At 64.4% G+C, this 17,919-nt stretch carries 15 protein-coding genes and 1 pseudogene; 5 read left to right on the forward strand and 11 right to left on the reverse strand.

From position 1 onward, the window contains the following. Positions 1 to 6: 6 nt before the first annotated feature. The 5 genes from AC1MEM_RS09630 to AC1MEM_RS09650 form a co-directional block, all read right to left on the reverse strand. A complete protein-coding gene (locus tag AC1MEM_RS09630) occupies positions 7 to 210 on the reverse strand; it encodes a hypothetical protein (RefSeq protein WP_499476866.1) in 204 nt (67 codons plus the stop codon). A 73-nt stretch (positions 211 to 283) separates the two neighbouring features. Then, complete coding sequence (locus AC1MEM_RS09635) at positions 284 to 2,521, reverse strand: RelA/SpoT family protein (protein ID WP_499476868.1); 2,238 nt, start codon at positions 2,519 to 2,521, stop codon at positions 284 to 286. Positions 2,522 to 2,621: 100 nt separating this feature from the next. Next, positions 2,622 to 2,825 (reverse strand): DNA-directed RNA polymerase subunit omega, encoded by a 204-nt coding sequence (gene rpoZ / locus AC1MEM_RS09640; protein ID WP_193688750.1) that lies wholly within the window; start codon positions 2,823 to 2,825, stop codon positions 2,622 to 2,624. Between the two features lie 51 nt (positions 2,826 to 2,876). Beyond that, positions 2,877 to 3,521: a guanylate kinase gene (gmk, locus tag AC1MEM_RS09645; protein WP_499476870.1), complete on the reverse strand. Its 645-nt coding sequence runs from the start codon at positions 3,519 to 3,521 to the stop codon at positions 2,877 to 2,879. 196 nt (positions 3,522 to 3,717) lie between these two features. Beyond that, positions 3,718 to 4,605 (reverse strand): YicC/YloC family endoribonuclease, encoded by an 888-nt coding sequence (locus AC1MEM_RS09650; protein ID WP_499477619.1) that lies wholly within the window; start codon positions 4,603 to 4,605, stop codon positions 3,718 to 3,720. Positions 4,606 to 4,818: 213 nt separating this feature from the next. Here AC1MEM_RS09650 and AC1MEM_RS09655 point away from each other — a divergent pair, with 213 nt between their 5' ends. The 5 genes from AC1MEM_RS09655 to hemW all read left to right on the forward strand — a co-directional run bounded on the left by AC1MEM_RS09655 (position 4,819) and on the right by hemW (position 9,580). Then, on the forward strand, positions 4,819 to 5,826 hold the full coding sequence (locus AC1MEM_RS09655; protein ID WP_499476872.1) for a serine/threonine protein kinase: 1,008 nt from the start codon (positions 4,819 to 4,821) through the stop codon (positions 5,824 to 5,826). 30 nt (positions 5,827 to 5,856) lie between these two features. Continuing rightward, positions 5,857 to 6,795, forward strand: a complete 939-nt coding sequence (locus tag AC1MEM_RS09660) for a PP2C family protein-serine/threonine phosphatase (protein WP_499476874.1) — start codon at positions 5,857 to 5,859, stop codon at positions 6,793 to 6,795. Between the two features lie 13 nt (positions 6,796 to 6,808). Further along, positions 6,809 to 7,537, forward strand: a complete 729-nt coding sequence (rph, locus tag AC1MEM_RS09665; RefSeq protein ID WP_499476876.1) for a ribonuclease PH — start codon at positions 6,809 to 6,811, stop codon at positions 7,535 to 7,537. A 220-nt stretch (positions 7,538 to 7,757) separates the two neighbouring features. After that, entirely contained in the window at positions 7,758 to 8,342 is a 585-nt protein-coding gene (gene rdgB / locus AC1MEM_RS09670; protein WP_499476878.1) for an RdgB/HAM1 family non-canonical purine NTP pyrophosphatase, read from the forward strand. After that, on the forward strand, positions 8,339 to 9,580 hold the full coding sequence (gene hemW, locus AC1MEM_RS09675) for a radical SAM family heme chaperone HemW (protein WP_499476880.1): 1,242 nt from the start codon (positions 8,339 to 8,341) through the stop codon (positions 9,578 to 9,580). The genes rdgB and hemW overlap by 4 nt, the downstream gene beginning before the upstream one ends. 540 nt (positions 9,581 to 10,120) lie before the next feature. Here the strand turns inward: hemW and AC1MEM_RS09680 are convergent. The 6 genes and pseudogenes from AC1MEM_RS09680 to AC1MEM_RS09705 all read right to left on the reverse strand — a co-directional run bounded on the left by AC1MEM_RS09680 (position 10,121) and on the right by AC1MEM_RS09705 (position 17,908). Further along, positions 10,121 to 11,116 carry a M28 family peptidase gene (locus AC1MEM_RS09680; protein WP_499476882.1) on the reverse strand — a complete coding sequence of 332 codons (996 nt, stop codon included), beginning with the start codon at positions 11,114 to 11,116 and terminating at the stop codon, positions 10,121 to 10,123. A gap of 180 nt (positions 11,117 to 11,296) precedes the next feature. Then, a complete protein-coding gene (locus AC1MEM_RS09685; RefSeq protein ID WP_499476884.1) occupies positions 11,297 to 12,349 on the reverse strand; it encodes an MBL fold metallo-hydrolase in 1,053 nt (350 codons plus the stop codon). A 218-nt stretch (positions 12,350 to 12,567) separates the two neighbouring features. After that, positions 12,568 to 13,392, reverse strand: a pseudogene (locus AC1MEM_RS09690) (efflux transporter outer membrane subunit); the annotation flags it as partial. 285 nt (positions 13,393 to 13,677) lie between these two features. Further along, positions 13,678 to 15,777, reverse strand: a complete 2,100-nt coding sequence (locus AC1MEM_RS09695) for a glycoside hydrolase family 36 protein (protein WP_499476886.1) — start codon at positions 15,775 to 15,777, stop codon at positions 13,678 to 13,680. 61 nt (positions 15,778 to 15,838) lie between these two features. Beyond that, positions 15,839 to 16,672 carry a DeoR/GlpR family DNA-binding transcription regulator gene (locus tag AC1MEM_RS09700; protein WP_499476888.1) on the reverse strand — a complete coding sequence of 278 codons (834 nt, stop codon included), beginning with the start codon at positions 16,670 to 16,672 and terminating at the stop codon, positions 15,839 to 15,841. A 129-nt stretch (positions 16,673 to 16,801) separates the two neighbouring features. Beyond that, the gene (locus tag AC1MEM_RS09705; RefSeq protein ID WP_499476890.1) at positions 16,802 to 17,908 is read right to left on the reverse strand and encodes an amidohydrolase family protein; all 1,107 of its coding nucleotides are present in this window, start codon (positions 17,906 to 17,908) and stop codon (positions 16,802 to 16,804) included. Positions 17,909 to 17,919 lie beyond the last annotated feature (11 nt).

Below are 17,919 nucleotides of genomic sequence, written 5' to 3' on the forward strand. Positions count from 1 at the left end.
TGGAGATCAGGCTGCCTTGGCGGCCTTTGGGACGACGCTTGCCTGCACTGTCAGCGCGCCGTCTTTGCTCCGGATAAGAAATGGACGCGTTCCAGCCTGCTGTGGCTGGGCGTCGCTCGCTTTCCTGTTGACCAGGAAATCGCGCAGTTGATTGCTTGCGGCTGGGTCAGCGAGAAGTTGCGTCGCCAATTTGCTTTTGAGTGCTTTCATGCGGCTACTATGCCATAAATACCAAAGGACGTGGAGCGCTTGTGGACGCCGTTGTGAGCGCGCAAACAGAGCCTCAGGCCCGCTCGCGCTCCACCCGGTTCACCCCCGCCACGCGCCGCAGGTTGCGGATCAAGTGCGCCAGGTGCACCCGGTCCTTCACCTGGATCGTGAAGCGCAGCTGCGTCATCATGTTCTCGTCGTCCTCGTCCATGCCGACATAGGTGATGTTGCCGTCGGACTCGCCGATCTCGGCCGCCACGCGCGCCAAAATACCTTTTTCGTTGTTGATCAACAGGCGGATGCGGCAGTCGAAGCGGCGGTTCAGTTCTTCGCCCCATTGCACGGCGATCCAGCGGTCCGGCTCTTTGACACGCAGGCGTTTCGCCGGCAGGCAGTCGCAGGTGTGCACGACCAGGCCCTGGTCGCGCCGCAATTGCCCCGTGATCTGGTCGCCCGGGATCGGCAGGCAGCAGGGCGCCAGTTGCACCGAGACGCCTTCGCTGCCGTAGATCGTGACCGGGTCGATGTCGGCCGCCAGCGGCATGTTCGACGGCACGGTATCGAGTTCGCCTTCGATCAGGCCGAAGATATGGCGGGCGACCAGCGCCGGCATGCGCTTGCCGATGCCGATGTCCGCGTACAGCTCGTCCATCGACTTGGCCGACGATTCGGCCAGCAGCTTGTCGATCGTCGCGGGCGCAAGCTCCGGCTCGAGATTGCGGGCGGCGAGGGCCTGTGCCAGCAATTCCTGGCCCAGTTCCACCGATTCGTTGACGTTGATGGTGCGCAGGTGGTGGCGGATCGCCGAGCGCGCCTTGCCGGTGCGCACATAGCTGAGCCAGGTCGGGCTCGGACGCGAATCGGCGTCGGTGACGATCTCGACGATGTCGCCATTGTGCAGCTCGGTGCGCAGCGGCTGGGTCTCGTTGTTGATTTTTACGGAGACCGTATGGTCGCCGATGCCGGTGTGGATCGAGTAGGCGAAGTCGAGCGCGGTGGCGCCACGCGGCAGGGCGATGATCTTCGACTTCGGCGTGAAGACGTAGACCGAGTCCGGGAACAGGTCGACCTTCACATGCTCGAGGAATTCGGCCGAGTCGCCGGTCTGCTGCTGGATGTCGAGCAGGGATTGCAGCCAGGCGTGGGTACGCTGCTGCAGGTCCGACATGTTCTGGTCGCCTGTCTTGTACAGCCAGTGCGCAGCCACGCCGCTCTCCGCGGTGCGGTGCATCTCCTGGGTGCGGATCTGGAATTCGACCGGGGTGCCATAAGGACCGATCAGGGTCGTGTGCAGCGACTGGTAGCCGTTCAGTTTGCGGATCGCGATGTAATCCTTGAACTTGCCCGGCATCGGCTTGTACAGGCCGTGCAGGGTGCCAAGCGTCACGTAACAGTTCGGCACCGTGTCGACCACGATGCGAAAGCCATACACGTCGAGCACCTGCGAGAACGACAGGTGCTTGTTGCGCATCTTTTTATAGATGCCGAACAGCGTCTTTTCGCGGCCGTAGACTTCGGCGTGGATGCCGGCCAGGGCCAGCGTGTTCTTGACTGCCTCGAGGATCTTCTTGACCACTTCGCGCCGGTTGCCGCGCGCCGCCTTCACCGCTTTCGAGAGCGTGCGGTAGCGCAGCGGGTACAGGTGCGAGAAGGCGAGGTCCTGCAGTTCGCGGTAGATGTTGTTCAGGCCGAGGCGGTGCGCGATCGGCACATACACTTCCATCGTCTCGCCGGCGATGCGGCGCTTTTTCGCCGGCGCCATCACGCCCAGCGTGCGCATGTTGTGCAGGCGGTCGGCCAGCTTGATCAGGATGACGCGCACGTCGGACGCCATCGCGAGCAGCATCTTGCGGAAGTTTTCCGCCTGCGCTTCGACCAGGCTCTGGAACTCGATCTTTTCCAGCTTCGACAGGCCGTCGACGAGGTTGGCGACCGGCGCGCCGAAGCGTTCGATCAGCTCTTCCTTCTTGACGTCCTGGTCTTCGATGACGTCGTGCAGCAGCGCGGCCATGATGGCTTGCGCATCGAGCTTCCACTCGGCGCAGATTTCGGCGACGGCGATCGGATGGGAAATATAGGGCTCGCCCGACTTGCGGACCTGGCCGAGATGCATCTCGTCGGAAAAGCGGTAGGCTTCGCGGACTTTCTTGAGTTCGACGGGCGTGAGGTAATCCGAGAGCTTGTCGACCAGCTGGGTGACCGACGCGACGCCGATGGCGGGAGGTTCAGGGACTTCTTGCGGCTTGCCCGGGCGCTTGGCCCGGGTGGGGGTGTTGCCTGATTGGGTCGAGTCCGGGGGGAACAGGTTCATACGAGGTTCATACGTTATGTCGATCAGCCGCAGTGTGGTGACAGAATAACAGAATTGGGAATCGACAGAGTCAGGCGGAACTCGGCCTTGAAACGCGCTCTTACATCGGCACTTTTTTCAGCATTTCGACGCCGACTTTACCGGCGGCGATCTCGCGCAGGGCGACGACGGTCGGCTTGTCCTTGGCTTCGACTTTCGGCGTGTGGCCCTGCAGCAGCTGGCGTGCGCGATAGGTCGCGGCCAGGGTCAGCTGGAAGCGGTTCGGGATATTCTTGAGGCAATCTTCGATCGTGATGCGGGCCATGGTAGCTCCTGAATAGACAATATGTGCGACGGCGTCGGAGACGCCGGCGTATTACGTGGCTTGTTGCGCGTGGATACCCAGTTGGGCAAACAGCGAGGCGTTGCGGGCAGCCTGTTGGGCGAAGCGGCAACGTGTCGCTTGGACAATCGCCCGCAGCTGGGCCAGGGCGACATTGAACTCTTCGTTGATGATAGCATATTCGAACTCGGGAGCGTGAGCGATCTCGCCCCCTGCGGCCAGCAAACGACGCGTGATGATGTGCGGTTCGTCGGTGCCGCGCTTGTGCAGGCGTTCTTCCAGCGCCTCGATCGACGGCGGCAAAATGAAAATGCCGGCCGCATCGGGGAATTGCTTCTTCACCTGGCGCGCGCCCTGCCAGTCGATTTCCAGCAGGATGTCGGTGCCGGTCTTCATTTTTTCTTCGACGCTCAGGCGGCTGGTGCCGTAGTAATTGCCGTGCACCTCGGCCCATTCGAGGAACTCGCCGCTCTCGACGCGCGCAACGAAATCTTCGGCGGTCGTGAAGTGGTACTCGCGGCCATCCTGCTCGCCGGGACGCGGTGGGCGCGTGGTGGTCGAGATCGACAGCTGGATGCCCGGCTCCTGCGCCAGCAGCGCGTTGACCAGGGTCGATTTGCCGGCGCCGGAGGGGGCGGCGACGACGAACAGGCTGCCGGAGAAAGCGGTGGTGATCATGGGGTGGTCCTTATTTCTGTGTTCTTGGTGCGGTTTTTATACCGCGATTGGTCATCATATAGCTGAACGCGTGGGCGGGAAACCCGCCCACCCTACGTGTATGCCAGAATCGTGTCCGATATACCGTAGGGTGGGCGGGTCCCCCGCCCACGCGTTCAAGCAGCGCAAGAATACTCGCGCTGCATTCAAGTTGTCTTTACTCCAGGTTCTGCACCTGCTCCCGCATCTGCTCGATCAGCAGTTTGAGTTCCATCGACGCATCCGCCAGTTCCTTGACGGACGCCTTGGCCCCCAGCGTATTCGCTTCGCGATTGAGTTCCTGCATCATGAAGTCAAGGCGCTTGCCGACCTGGCCGCCTTTTTTCAGGATGTGGCGCGTCTCGTTCAGGTGCGCCGACAGCCGCGACAGCTCTTCCGACACGTCGATGCGGATGCCATACAGTGTGACTTCCTGGCGAATCCGCTCGAACACTTCCTGGCGCGTCAGCGTCGACGGGTTGCCGTGGCCGGCCAGGCCCAGCGCGTCCTGCATGCGCTCGACCGCCTTCTGCTGGAACTGAGAGATGACCTGCGGGATCAGCGGAGTGATACGCTTGACGATCGCTTCCATCGAATCGATGCGCGATTGCAGCATGGCCTCGAGCGCCGCGCCTTCGCGGCGGCGGCTGTCGACGAAGGCGGCGATGGTCTTGGCGGTGAGGGCGGCGACGTCGGCCTGGAGCGACTCCTGGCCGATGTGCGATTCCTCGACCACGCCCGGCCAGCGCAGCAGCTCGGCCACCGACATCGGCTGCGCCTGCGCGAAGTGGCGGCTGACTTCGCTCTGCAGGCGCGCCAGGTCGGCCAGCAGGTCCTGGTTCAGCGCTTGCGCGCCGCCGGCAACCTTGCGGCCGAAGGAGAGGCGCGCTTCGACCTTGCCGCGGGTAATGGCAGCCATGATGGCAGCGCGCAGGTCCGGTTCCAGCGCGCGCAATTCGTCGTTGATGCGGAATTGAAGATCGAGGAAGCGCGAATTGACGCTCTTGATTTCGATTGTAAGGGTGCCCGCCGCGCCTTCGCTGGTGGCCACCGCATAGCCTGTCATGCTAGAAATGCTCACTAAAGTCCCCGGTTTTTTTAGAGCGCCTGGCAAAAACCACATGGCGGCGTTGCATCGTCTCGCCGTACAAGCGTACTGTCTTCGACGACGCGTCTCCCCCTTGGGGATTGCCCTGCGGCTTTTGTCAGACGCTCATTATTCTTTACAAGAACGACATTTATCCACACAATCGCCGTGTTATGCAAGGAACTCTTCAGTATGGCCGCACAAAATAACGCACCCTTGCCGGAAGGGCTGGAGATTGCCGGATATCGCATTGTAAAGAAAATCGCGTCTGGCGGGTTCAGTATTGTCTATCTTGCCTATGACGCCGAGGGCAGCGCCGTCGCCATCAAGGAGTACCTGCCCAGCGCGCTGGCGCTGCGCCAGCCGGGCGAGCTTGCGCCCGTCATCGCCAGGCCGAATCAACCGCTATTTCGCATCGGCCTGAAGTGCTTTTTCGAAGAAGGGCGGGCGCTGGCGCGCATCAATCATCCGAACGTCGTGCGCATCCTGAACTTCTTCCGCGCCAACGACACGGTCTACATGGTGATGGCCTACGAATCGGGCCAGTCGCTGCAGGAACAGATCGCGCGCACTGTGGGCAAAAGTGGAGACAAACGCGGCCGCCTCGGCGAGGCGTTCATCCGCAAGACCTTCGACGGCGTCTGCCGCGGCCTGCGCGAAACCCATGCGAACAAACTGCTGCACCTGGACCTGAAACCGGCGAATATCTACCTGCGCAGCGACGGTTCGCCCATCCTGCTCGACTTCGGCGCGGCGCGCCAGGCTGCCGGTACGGACGCGCCGACGCTCGCGCCCATGTACACGCCGGGCTTCGCGCCGCCCGACCTGTACGCAAGGGGCTTGCCGCTTGGCCCCTGGTCCGATATCTACAGCCTGGGCGCGGCGCTGTACGCCTGCATGACGGGTTCGCCCCCGCAGGCGGCCGACGCGCGCAAGCTCGAGGACAAGCTGGACGCGCAGTTCGACAAGCTGGGCACGGCCTACTCGCCCGAGCTGGTGGCGATGGTGCGTGCCTGCCTCGCGCTCGATCCGATGGCGCGCCCGCAAAGCGTGTTCGCCGTCCAGAAGGTGCTGCAGGCGGCGCCGGCCAGGCCGCTCGCGGCCGAGGCCGAAGAGGCACCGGCAGCCGCGCCAGGCACGGGATTGCGCGGGCTGCTGGGGCGCATCGGCCTCAGGCGCGCCGGCGGCCAGGGCAAGTAGTCCAATCTCACGAAGCAACCAGGAGCCACGATGCAGTTTTCCGTCTACCAGCACAGCCACATCGGCGGACGCAAGGTCAACCAGGACCGCATGGGCTACTGCTTTACCCGCGACGCGCTGCTGCTGGTGCTGGCCGACGGCATGGGCGGCCACCAGCATGGCGAGATCGCCTCCACCATCGCGATGCAGACCCTGTCGATGATGTTCCAGATGCAGGCCCGTCCCACCATCAAGAAACCGGAGCGCTTCCTGGAAGAAGCGCTGCTGCAGGCGCAGCGCGACATCCTCGCCTACACCGCGCGCCACCAGCTGCCGGAAAGCCCGCGCACCACGGTCGTCGCCTGCCTGGTGCAACACAACTGCGCGGTATGGGCGCACTGCGGCGACTCGCGCCTGTACTGGGTGCGCGGCAACCGGGTGCTGGCGCAGACGCGCGACCACTCGCACCTCGAATACCTGATCGCCAAGGGCCTGGCGAGTCCTGCCGAGCGCGCGACCCATCCCGACCGCAACAAGCTGTACAACTGCATCGGCGCCGCGAGCAGCCCGCGCATCGAACTGTCGCGCCAGGCCAGCCTGGAAGCCGGCGACGTGCTGCTGCTCTGTTCCGACGGTCTGTGGTCAATGGTGCCGGACGCCGAAATCGTGCAGATGCTCGCCAGCCGCGGCGTGGTGCAGGCGGTGCCGGAGCTGGTGTCGATGGCGGTGTCCATCGGCGGCCCGCGCGCTGACAACACGACCGCGCTGGCGATCAGCTGGCAGGGCGCCGATCATGCGCCAGGCGCCGGCGATCCGAACGTGATCTCGACCGGGCTGCTGCCGGAGGACCAGGTCAGCAGCACGATCGGCAACGTCGCCGCCGAGGCCGGCGTTGCGCTCGATGCCGACCCGTTCGACGAAGACGAAATCGACAAGGCGATCGCCGAGATCAACCAGGCGATCGAGAAATCATCCCAATTACTCAAATAATGAAAGCGTTTCCATGACCTTCCAATCCCGCCCGAGCGGCCGCGCCGTCGACCAGCTGCGCAGCATCCGCATCACCCGCCAGTACACCAAGCACGCCGAGGGTTCCGTATTGATCGAGTGCGGCGACACCAAGGTGATCTGCACGGCCAGCATCGAAGAGAAGGTGCCGGGCTTTTTGAAGGGAAAAGGGCAGGGCTGGCTGACGGCGGAATACGGCATGCTGCCGCGCTCGACGCACACGCGCATGGACCGCGAGGCCGCGCGCGGCAAGCAGTCCGGCCGCACGCAGGAGATCCAGCGCCTGATCGGCCGCTCGTTGCGCGCCGCTTTCGATCTCGACGCCTTCGGCGAGCGCACCCTGCACCTCGACTGCGACGTGATCCAGGCCGACGGCGGTACCCGCACCGCCTCGATCACCGGCGCCATGGTCGCCGCCTACGACGCCTTCAATGCACTGGTCGCGCGCGGCGCCCTGACCGCGGTGCCGGTAAAGCATTTCGTGGCCGCGATCTCGGTCGGCGTCTACCAGGGCATGCCGGTGCTCGACCTCGATTACGTCGAGGATTCCGGCTGCGACACCGACATGAACGTCGTAATGACGGAGGCGGGGCATTTCATCGAAGTGCAGGGGACGGCGGAAGGCGTTGCGTTCGACCGCGCGGGCATGAATCGCTTGCTCGACCTGGCGCAGGGCGGAATTGCCGAGCTGGTGCGCCTGCAAAAACAGGCGCTGGGTGTCTGACACCCGCGGCTGTCGCGTAACGTAGGGTGGACTCCCGAGTCCACGCGGTACATCGTGTGGTTCATGTTGGCGCGGCCGTGAATCGATATGGTGGAATGCATCGGCACGAACGCGTGGACTCAAGAGTCCACCCTACGGTGCACCACGGTTATCGGCGATCGGCGGAGGCAAACGAGAGCGGGTAAAATACTTCCCTTCGCTCGTCTCGTCCATTCCCACCATGACCCAACGCCTCATCCTCGCCTCCAACAACGCCGGCAAACTGAAGGAATTCCAGCAAATCCTCGGTCCGATCGGTTTCACGCTGCACCCGCAAGGCGAATTCGATGTCCCGGAAGCCGAGGAGCCGCACGCGACCTTCGTCGAAAACGCACTCGAAAAGGCCCGCCACGCCGCCCGCCTGACGGGATTGCCGGCACTGGCCGACGACTCCGGCGTGTGCGTGAACGCACTCGGTGGCGCGCCCGGCGTGTACTCGGCGCGCTTCGCGGGCGAGCCGAAATCGGACGCACGCAACAATGCAAAACTGGTCGCGGACCTGGCGGACAAAGAAGACAAGTCGGCCTATTACTATTGCGTGCTGGTCTACGTGCGCCACGCCGACGACCCGCAGCCGGTCATCGCCGACGGCCGCTGGGATGGCGTCATCGTCGACACGCCGCGCGGCGAGAACGGTTTCGGCTACGACCCCTACTTCCTGATTCCTTCGCTGGGCAAGACCACGGCCGAGCTCACGCCTGCCGAGAAGAATGCGCAGTCGCACCGTGGACAGGCCCTGCGCGCACTGGTCGAGAAGCTGCGATGATCCCGATCAAACCAGCCGGCGCCCAGGTCGGCGCACCCCGGTCGCCGGCGCAGGCCGCGCTGCAATACCTGCAGCCGGGTGCCCTGAACCTGACGGCCTTGCCGCCGCTCTCGCTCTATATCCACTTCCCCTGGTGCGTGCGCAAGTGCCCGTATTGCGATTTCAATTCGCACGAGGCCAAGGGCGAACTGCCGGAACAGGAATACCTCGACGCGGTACGCCTCGACCTCGAACAATCCCTGCCCCTGATCTGGGGCCGCAAGATCCATACGGTGTTTATCGGCGGCGGCACGCCGAGCCTGATGTCGGCCGCCGGGCTCGATCGCCTGCTGTCGGACGTACGCACCTTGCTGCCGCTCGAGATCGACGCCGAGATCACGATGGAAGCGAACCCGGGCACCTTCGAGATCGAGAAATTCCGCCACTACCGCGACAGCGGCGTGAACCGCCTGTCGATCGGCATCCAGAGCTTCAATGCCGAACACCTGAAGTCGCTGGGCCGCATCCACGACGAGCGCGAAGCGCTGCGCGCGGTCGAGATCGCGCACTCGACCTTCGATAACTTCAACCTCGACCTGATGTACGCGCTGCCGTCCCAGACATTGGAGCAGGCCGAGCACGACCTCAACACCGCGCTGTCGTTCGCGCCGCCGCACCTGTCGCTGTACCACCTGACGATGGAACCGAACACGGTCTTCGCCAAGTATCCGCCGGCGCTGCCCGACGACGACGCCAGCGCCGACATGCAGGACATGATTCTTGACACGATGCGTGCCGCCGGTTTCGACCACTACGAAGTCTCGGCCTATGCGCGGCCGGGCAGGCAGGCGCGCCACAACCTGAACTACTGGAATTTCGGCGACTACCTCGGCATCGGCGCGGGCGCGCACTCGAAGATCTCCTTCCCGCACCGGATCCTGCGCCAGGCGCGCTTCAAGCAGCCGGCCTCCTTCATGGAAGCGGCGAAGCGCGGCAATCCGGTCCAGGAAGAACACGAAATCGCACGCGCCGACATGGGTTTCGAGTTCATGCTCAACACGCTCCGCCTGACCGGCGGCTTCGATCCGAATTTGTTCGGCGAGCGTACCGGCATGAGCATCACCGCGATCAGCAAGGCGCTCGATGCGGCGGAAGCGAAAGGTTTGTTGACGCGCGACTTCAAGCTGATTCGTCCGACGGAACTCGGGCAGCGCTTCCTCAACGATCTGCAAGAGATGTTCCTGGGCGAATCAAAGTAGAGGGCACCAGAGTTTCAGGCGGGCGCGGCGCTGTTGCGCGGGCCGTGCGTGGCCTGCATGATCCGCGTGGGCATGAATGCCCACCCTACGAGCGTGTGAAAAAATCGCCATGGCTGCGTTGCATCGTCTCGCCGTACCCACGTACTGTCTTCGACGCTGCGTCGGGCGGCCGCATCCCTTGCCCTGACAATTTTTTCACACGCTCTACGGGATACGCTACGTATCCGGGTTTCGTATGATCTCGCCGTTCGTCCCGTAGGGTGGGCTCCGCCCACGCGGTACCAGGCATGCGCCACGCCGATGTCGAACGGGGCGCCATCGTTGGCGTTGGGATGCTCCTGCAGGCGCAGTGGCGCTGTTGCCTGTGCCCCGCGTGGCCCTCACGATCCGCGTGGGCATGCCCACCCTACGGTACACCGTACGTATCCGGATTTGGAGTGATCTCGCCGTTAGCGTTACCCGTAGGGTGGGCATGCCCACGCGGATCGCGCGCACCACGACCAGATCAGGCAACAGCCCCCGTTCCGTCGCGCACCAGCATTAACCCTGCGTCCCGCCCGCCAGCGCCGCAATCGTCTTCGCCAGCCCCGTCACCACCCGCGCCATGCTGTCGTACGTGATCTTCTCCAACGTGTCCTCCTGCGTGTGGTAATAGGGATAGCGCATGAACGCGGTATCGGTAATCATCAGCGCCGGATAGCCGTGCCGGTTATACGACGAGTGATCCGACAGCGTCACCCCGGTCGTGTGCGCCGGCGCCGCCAGTCCTTCGGCTGGAAATTCCGATGCGTCGCGAAACGCGGCCAGCGCCTCGCGCACCAGGTTCGACGACTCCAGCGTCCCGACAAAGGCGATGAAATTCCCGGTGGACGGATAGCGGCCCTCGAGCCCCGGCGGCAGCTTCTGGCTGTCCGGCGCGTCCGTGTAATAACCCATCGTCTCCAGCACCAGCGCGGCTGCGACGTTCTGGCCCTGGCGCTTCATTTCGGCGGCGTGCACCATGCTGCCCATGTGTTCGCCCATGTGTTCGCCGATGAGCCAGGGCGGTTCCTCGTTCACGAACAACACGAAGCGCACCTCGGTGCCGGCGCCCGGCTGCATCGTCCGCAGCAGGCGCGCCAGCTCGAGCACGGCCGCCGTACCGCTGCCGTTGTCGTTCGCGCCCGGCGCGCCCTGCGCGGAATCGTAATGGGCGCCGACGATAAAGATCCGGTCCGGCCGCTTGCCCTTCGCGACATTGCCGACCGCCGCCTCGATATTGCGCACGCGCTGCCCACCGGCCATGTATTCCTGGCGCGTCGGTGTATAGCCGGCCTTTGCCAGCGTCGTCTCGATGTAGGTGGCGGCGCGCTCGAGCGCGAGCGGCGTGCCCGTATTGTGCTCGTCGGAAGCGATCGCACTCACGTGCGCGCGCAGGCGCTCGGCCAGCTCCGGTGCGGCGGCAGCTGGATTCGGACCCACGGTCAGCACCGCAACCAGGATGAGCAGGACGAGCGCAACAATTGCTTTCCAGTGTGAGTGAAAAAAATTCCGCATGGCAGCCTCTCGGCGTCGGTTGAGCCATCAACTGGTAGACCGGTTCAGTCTAGCCAAGTTCACGCACAGGAGACGCACGTGTCGACCGTCTTGCCGGCCTTGCCGACGCATCGTGCTTACGCATTGCTGCGCAGCCGGCTTCCGTCGAAACGTCGGCCGCGTGGCGCCAGGCCCCGCCCATTACAGGTCGATCGACATCAAGTCGCGTCCGACCAGGATGTTCCCCTGATAGTGTTTGCGTACTCCCTCGGCCCACATGTCCTCCGTAATCGAGGGATCGTCTCCGGGCACGAAATGGCTGAGCACCAGATTTTTTACTCCCGCCGCCGCTGCGATGCGGCCGACATCGTCCGTCATGGTATGGGACGCGAGAAAATGCTCAAGTGCGCGCTTCGCATTGGGAACCCGTTTCGCCAGGGCTTCCACGCCCGGCCCATATTGGACTTCGTGCACCAGGTAGTCCGCGCCTTTGGCGAACTCGGCGAGCTTTGGGTTATAAGCAGTATCGCCCGAGAAAACGATCGTCTTGCCGCCGAATTCGAACTTGTAGCCATAGCTGTCATCGAACGGCGGATGCAGCGAACGCATCGCACTGACCTTGACCTGATCGTTACTGAACACGCGATCGATGTTGCGGATGTCGTGTGCCCGGATGAGGCGGCGCAGGTCGGGCTTTCCTTCATCATGGATACGGGTTTCGATATCGATCTGGTTCAAGGCCATGAAATCGCGCGTCATCTTCTCGAGTCCCGGGGGGCCGTAGGTATCGACGGTATGGTTCAGGCCCGCCGCCCACGCGGCATACAGAAGATTGCCGTACTCCAGTTCATGGTCGGAGTGATGGTGAGTGATGAACACGTAGCGCACCTGTGGAAGCGGAACACCGGCCTTGACGAGCTGCATCGAGACGCCGTAACCGCAATCGATCACATAAGGCACACCGCCGATCATCAGCAGGTTGGCAGGGTTCATTCGGACCAGGTCCTTCAGGTTACTGCCTGCACCGCCAACGCGCGGTCCACCCTTAGTGCCGAGTAACACCAGGCGGTTGCCGCCGGATGCGCCTGCGGATGCTGGCGGTCGGCCTGCTTCTTGTGCGAAACCAAGCAGGGGCGCGGCTGCCATGGCTGAGGCTAGTCCGGTACCCAGCGCGAGGAATTTTCGCCGATTCGCAAAACGTTGACCTTCTTCTGAATGTGGCATGTTGCTGTCTCCTCCATAAAAATCTGTCATGTAGAAATCCCTATGTGGATGTCTCTACCGTGTTTTCGTTAAATGATCGTAGTGCATAGCGGCAGCGACAGGAATGGATAAATACTGGAAAATTTTGCACTATTTCGCGCAAGGTGACATGCATGACCCAGCGCTGAGGCGAAGCATTCTCCGGCTGCAGGCATAAAAAACCGGGACATATGGTCCCGGTTTTTTTGTTTTACAGCACTGCCAGAAAATCAGCGCGCCGCCTGTGCCTTCGATGCCGGCTCGCTCCATACACCCCCAAGCACGCGATACAGCGTCATCTGGTTCTGCAGCCGCGCCAGGTTGGCCTGCACCGCGACCTGCTGGGCCTGGAACAGCGAACGCTGGGCATCCAGCAAATCGAGGTAGCTGGCCGCGCCGCTCTTGTAGCGCAGGTCGGACAGGTTGTAGCGGTCCTGTTCGGCGAGCGCCACCGCGCGCTGGGCGCGCAGCTGCTCGCTGAAGGTCGCCTGGCCGGCCAGCGCGTCCGCCACTTCGCGGAACGCGGTCTGGATCGAGCGCTCGTACTGGGCCACCGCGATGTCGCGGCCAGCCCTGGCCGCGTCGACGCCGGCGCCAATGCGGCCCAGGTCGAAGATCGGCAGCACGGCCTGCGGCGCGAAGGTCCAGCCGAAGGAGCGGCTCTTGAACAGGCCCGACAGCTCGGTACTCGCGCTGCCCACGGAGCCGGTCAGCGAGATGCGCGGGAAGTAGTTCGCGCGCGCCGCGCCGATGTTGGCGTTCGCCGCGATCAGCTGCTGCTCGGCCGCGCGGATGTCCGGACGGGCGGCCAGCAGATCGGACGGCATGCCGGCCGGCAGGTCGGGCAGTTCGGTCGTGGCGAGCGTGGCGCCGGCGGGCAGGTTTTCCGGAATCGGCTCGCCCACCAGCAGGGTCAGCAAATTCGCATCCTGTGCACGCTGGCGCTGCAGCTGGGCCAGCGTGGCGCGCGCGGTTTCGACGAGCGAAGCCGACTGCTGGAGTTCCAGCTTCGACACCACGCCGTTTTGGAAACGCAGGCGCGTCAGTACCGCGGAATACCCAAGCGCTTGCTAACGACGCTTTACATATGCTTCCTGGGCTGTGCGCCGCGTTTCGATGTGCATGTCGGGTACCGCGTGGACTCGAGAGTCCACCCTACGGATCTGTGCTCTGCGTTTCGATGTGCATGTCGGGTACCGCGTGGACTCAAGAGTCCACCCTACGGATCTGTGCGCCGCGTTTCGATGTGCATGTCGGGTACTCCCCGGCTAGCGAAGAATGCCGACCAGGTAACGGTCCGCTTGAGTGGCCGGCATCACCGTTGAGGCCGACCCGCTCGCCTAGACCGGGATCGCTTCCACCAGCAGCGCCCGCTCGAAGCTGACGCTGATGCGGTTGTGCGCGGCGCTCACCGTACCGAGGTCGCGCTCGCCGACGTAGTCGCGCAGCCGGTACTGCCCGGCGCCCAGTCCGCGAATTTCTACCGGCCCGGACCAGCGCGGTGCGTAGAAGGCAAAATACAGGCGTCCCTCTTTCTCCACGACGTGGGTCTCGGGGCGGTCGAAGCCGATATCGTAGAGTTCGCCGCGGTAAACGCCTTTGGGCAGCATCTTCTCTTTGTACACGCCGATCCACTTGCGCCAGACCACTTCCTTTTCCGGGGTCAGGAGGAAGCTGTCCTTCGGCTTGGGATCGAGCGGCCAGGTGAACTTGGTCGACAGGACGGCGCCGATGCCGACGGTGGAGGCGAAATCGTCGCCGCCGTCGCTCAGCTCGACGTGGTCGCCCGCGTAGGGCGCCGACGGCCCCATCAAGGCCTTGAGGGTCTTGCCCTTGTGCCGTACCTGCCAGGACGAGAGCGGATCGGATGCCGGCGCCTGGTTCACATAAGGGAAATTGTGGAAGGCATACGACGTGCCGCAAGGGCAGAACTCGATCACGGCCCTGGGATTGATTTCGCGCGCCGTGTCGTAGACCATCTTCCAGAAGTCCTGCAGCTTTTCGTAGGACTCTTCGGGACGGGCATGCTTGTGGGCCGGGTTGTAGCAGGGCGCCACCCCGTTCAAATGCTGGCCGTCGATCTTCAGCCCCTGGTAGCCCCATTCGCCCAAGATCTTGCGCACGAAAGCGCGCGTCATCTCGATGGTCGGGCCGTAGGCCGGGCACAGGTAGAGGCTGTTCCACCAGCTGATCAGCTGCGGCGCGCCGTCCTTGTCGAGCAGGAGCATGTCGGTGTGGTCGTGCACCAGGTCGGTTCCCGGATCGGCCGCCAGGGGCGCGATCCACAGGCGCGCCTTCATGCCGGCGTCCTTGATGCTGCCGACCAGGGCGCGCATGTCGTCGTCGCCGCGCGCGAATTTCTTGCGGTCTATTTTCCAGTCGCCTTCGCTGGTCTGCCAGCCGTCGTCCAGCACCGCCCACTCCAGGCCCAGTTCCTTCGCCTTGGCCAGGGTGCCGGTCATCAGCGGCACGGTGAAGTCGCGCTCGTAACCCCAGGCGCACCAGATGGGCTCGTACGACTCGGCCGGCGCATCCGGGGCGCGCATGCCGCGCTCGCCCATCAGCAGGCGATAGCGGTCGAGGGCGGCGAAGTAGTCGCCCGTGTGCAGCGTGAGGAAGGTGTCGAAGGTAGCGAGTTCCTCGCCGGGTTGCAGGATCGCGGCCTGGTCGAATTCCAGCGCCAGCGCAGCGCCGCCGGCCACTGCGCGCACCGGCAGCGCCACCAGGCGCGGCACCGTGTCGAGATGGCCGACCGCCAGGCCGCATTCGCGCTGCCAGACGTCGGCCACCGGCGTGCCGCTGCCGTAATCCGAAGCGTTCATTCCCATGAAGTTGCGCTGGTCGAAGCCCGCCTTCAGCGGCTGGACCCAATCGCGCCGGTCGGCGTGCGAGGCGCCGGAGAAGCTCCAGAAAGCCGGCTTGCCGCTGCGCGCCGGCAGCAGCGTATAGCCGCTGTTGCGCCAGGCTTCCACCGCCAGGCTCTGCTTGCCGGTGTTGCGATACGCGACCCGCAGCACCGCGAAGCCGGGATGGCGGTCGTAGAAAGTCACCGTGACGGTTTTCTCGATGCCCTCGGGTGCGACGCCGCTGATGCGGTGGCGGGCGCCCGCGCCGTGCGGACCGTCGACGCGGTCCACGGCCTGGCTGCTCAAGGCGAAACGCTCGATCCATTTGCCGCCGGCCACGCGCAGCGCTTCGCTGGCGCAAAAGCCGGTGACGCCGTGCGCCGCGCCGCGCCGCGACAGCAGGCGGGTGCGCATCTGGCCGTCGAACTCCAGGCCCAGCGCGGCGTCGCCGATGCGCGCCACGTCGCGGCCTCCCGGCGCCGCCGCCGCGGTCGTCGCAGCCAGCGCGGCCGGCGCGCCCAAACTCGTTGCCACGGCCGATCCGGCCAGCCATTGCAGCAAACTGCGGCGCCGTTCGTTTCGCACTTCCTTCATCTTCGCTCCTCGTCTTGGGATCCCACACAGCCGGCGCAGGGGCCGGCTGCATGCCGCCTCCCTACACCAGCACCACTTGCGCGCCGCGTTGGCGCAATACGTCGACCACCTCGTCCGGCACCCCGGTATCGGTGATGATCTGGTCGATCTGTTCGATCGTCGCGATCATCGACAGGCTGCGCCGTCCGATCTTCGACGAGTCGCCTACCGCCACCACGCGGCGCGCGATTTCCAGCATGCGCGAATTCAAGCGCGCTTCCAGCAGGTGCGGCGTCATGACGCCGATGTCCGGGTCCAGGCCGTCGAAGCCGAGGAACAGGATGTCCGCGTGCAGTCCCTGCAAGGCCAGTTCCGCCTGCGGTCCGCCCAGCGAATACGAACTTGGACGCAGCACCCCGCCCAGCATGATCAGGGTCACGTGCGGCGCACCGGCCAGCAGCACGGCGATGTTCAGCGCATTCGTGATCACGTTGATCGACTGCAGCTTCAATCCGCGAATCTGCTTCGCGATCTCGCCCGTCGTCGAGCCCGAATCGAGCACGATGGTCTGGCCTTCGCCGATCAATTTGACCGCCGCTTCCGCGATCCGGATCTTCTCGGCGCGGTGCAGGGTCTGCTTCACGCCGATCGGCAGGTCCTCGTTGGCGCGCTGCGGGATCGCGCCGCCGCGCGTACGCACCACGGCCCCGATTTCGGCCAGCGCGTTCAGGTCGTTGCGCACCGTGACCAGCGAAATGCGGAACATCGCCGCCAGTTCGGCCACCGTGACACGCTCGCGCTCGCTCACCATTTCCCGGATCCGGCGGCGGCGTTCCGCCACCAGCAGGTCCTGGTCGGGCCCCCGATCTTGGTTGCTTATCGAAACTTTCGTTTCCGGTTTCTTTGTTTTGCTCATTCTTGATCTTTCGGGAGCGAGATTGCCCCAGCGACCCCACGGCCGCTTGCGTCTGGTACCTGATGATACAGGATGGCAATTTACGCGAAACGAAAGATCACTGCGTTTGTCGGCATGCGGGCGCTTGCGTTATGCGGCAGGGGCGCGCCAGGCTCCAGGGAAGGTTTTTTCCGCGTTCACGCGGAATAGTTTGTCCGCGACTTTCTTCGGCAGCGCCAGCCCGCGCACCTGGTCATCGAGTTCCGGCACCGCGAAACTGTCGTCGGTGTTGAAGTAGCGCCAGTCGCGCCGCCAGACCGTATCGAGGTCGCTGACGAAGTCGGCGTCGGACTGCCCGGCCGACTGCGCCAGGTCCGAACCGTACATCAGGCGATCCTGGTACTTGATCAGGAAGCGGCGCACCTGCTCGCGGTCGCGCTGCGACTGGTATTGCAGCTGGCCGATGCGCGCCGCCACATCCACCCGGGCAGTGGGATGACGGTCGAGGAAGCGCGCCAGCTCGTCCACGCTCCATTCGAGCGAGGCCAGGTGCACGCCGACGAAGCGCATGCGCGGATGTTTCGCCAGCATCCGGTCGCGCGCCGCCATCTGGTCGGCGTAGCTCGGCATCTCGGGGTGTTTGTACATGTGGTACTGCGGATGCTGCTGGAAGTACTCGCGGTCGTTCTTGACCGTCATCTGGTCGAGCGGCAGCCAGCAGTTGTGCGGCTCGCCCTGGTGCCCGATCACCAGCACGCCGCGCCGATCGAGCCCGTCGAACAAGGTGTCGAAGCGGGCGTCGTCGATCATCACGAGCTTGCCTTGCGCGTCGCGCAGGTCCATGCCGATGTTCTTCCACACCTTGACGCCGACCGCACCGTCGGCGATCGCCGCGTCCAGGCGGCGCAGGGTGCGCTCGCTCCAGCCGGCCTGGCCGAAGCCGTCTGTCGTGAAACTGGCTGCGAACGCCACCGTGCGCGGATGGGCGCGGTGCAGCGCCGTCGCAATGCGCTGCTGCTGGTCCAGCGCCGGGAAGTCCGGGTAGTCGACGTTGATCGTCAGCGCCCGGACATTGTCCTTGTGCGCCAGCCCCAGGAAGGCGCGCTGGTCGGCGCCGTGCAGGTGCAGGTGGGCGTCGATCTTCCCGACCTTCTCGAAGTCGGCCATGGTGTAGCTGTCGGCGGCGAAGGCGGGCAGCGCGGCGCCGAGCAGCAGGACGAGCATGGTGCGGGTGGTGGAGATGAGGCGTGAGCGCATGCCGGTTCCTT

The organism is Telluria sp. AIW5, assembly GCF_056680575.1.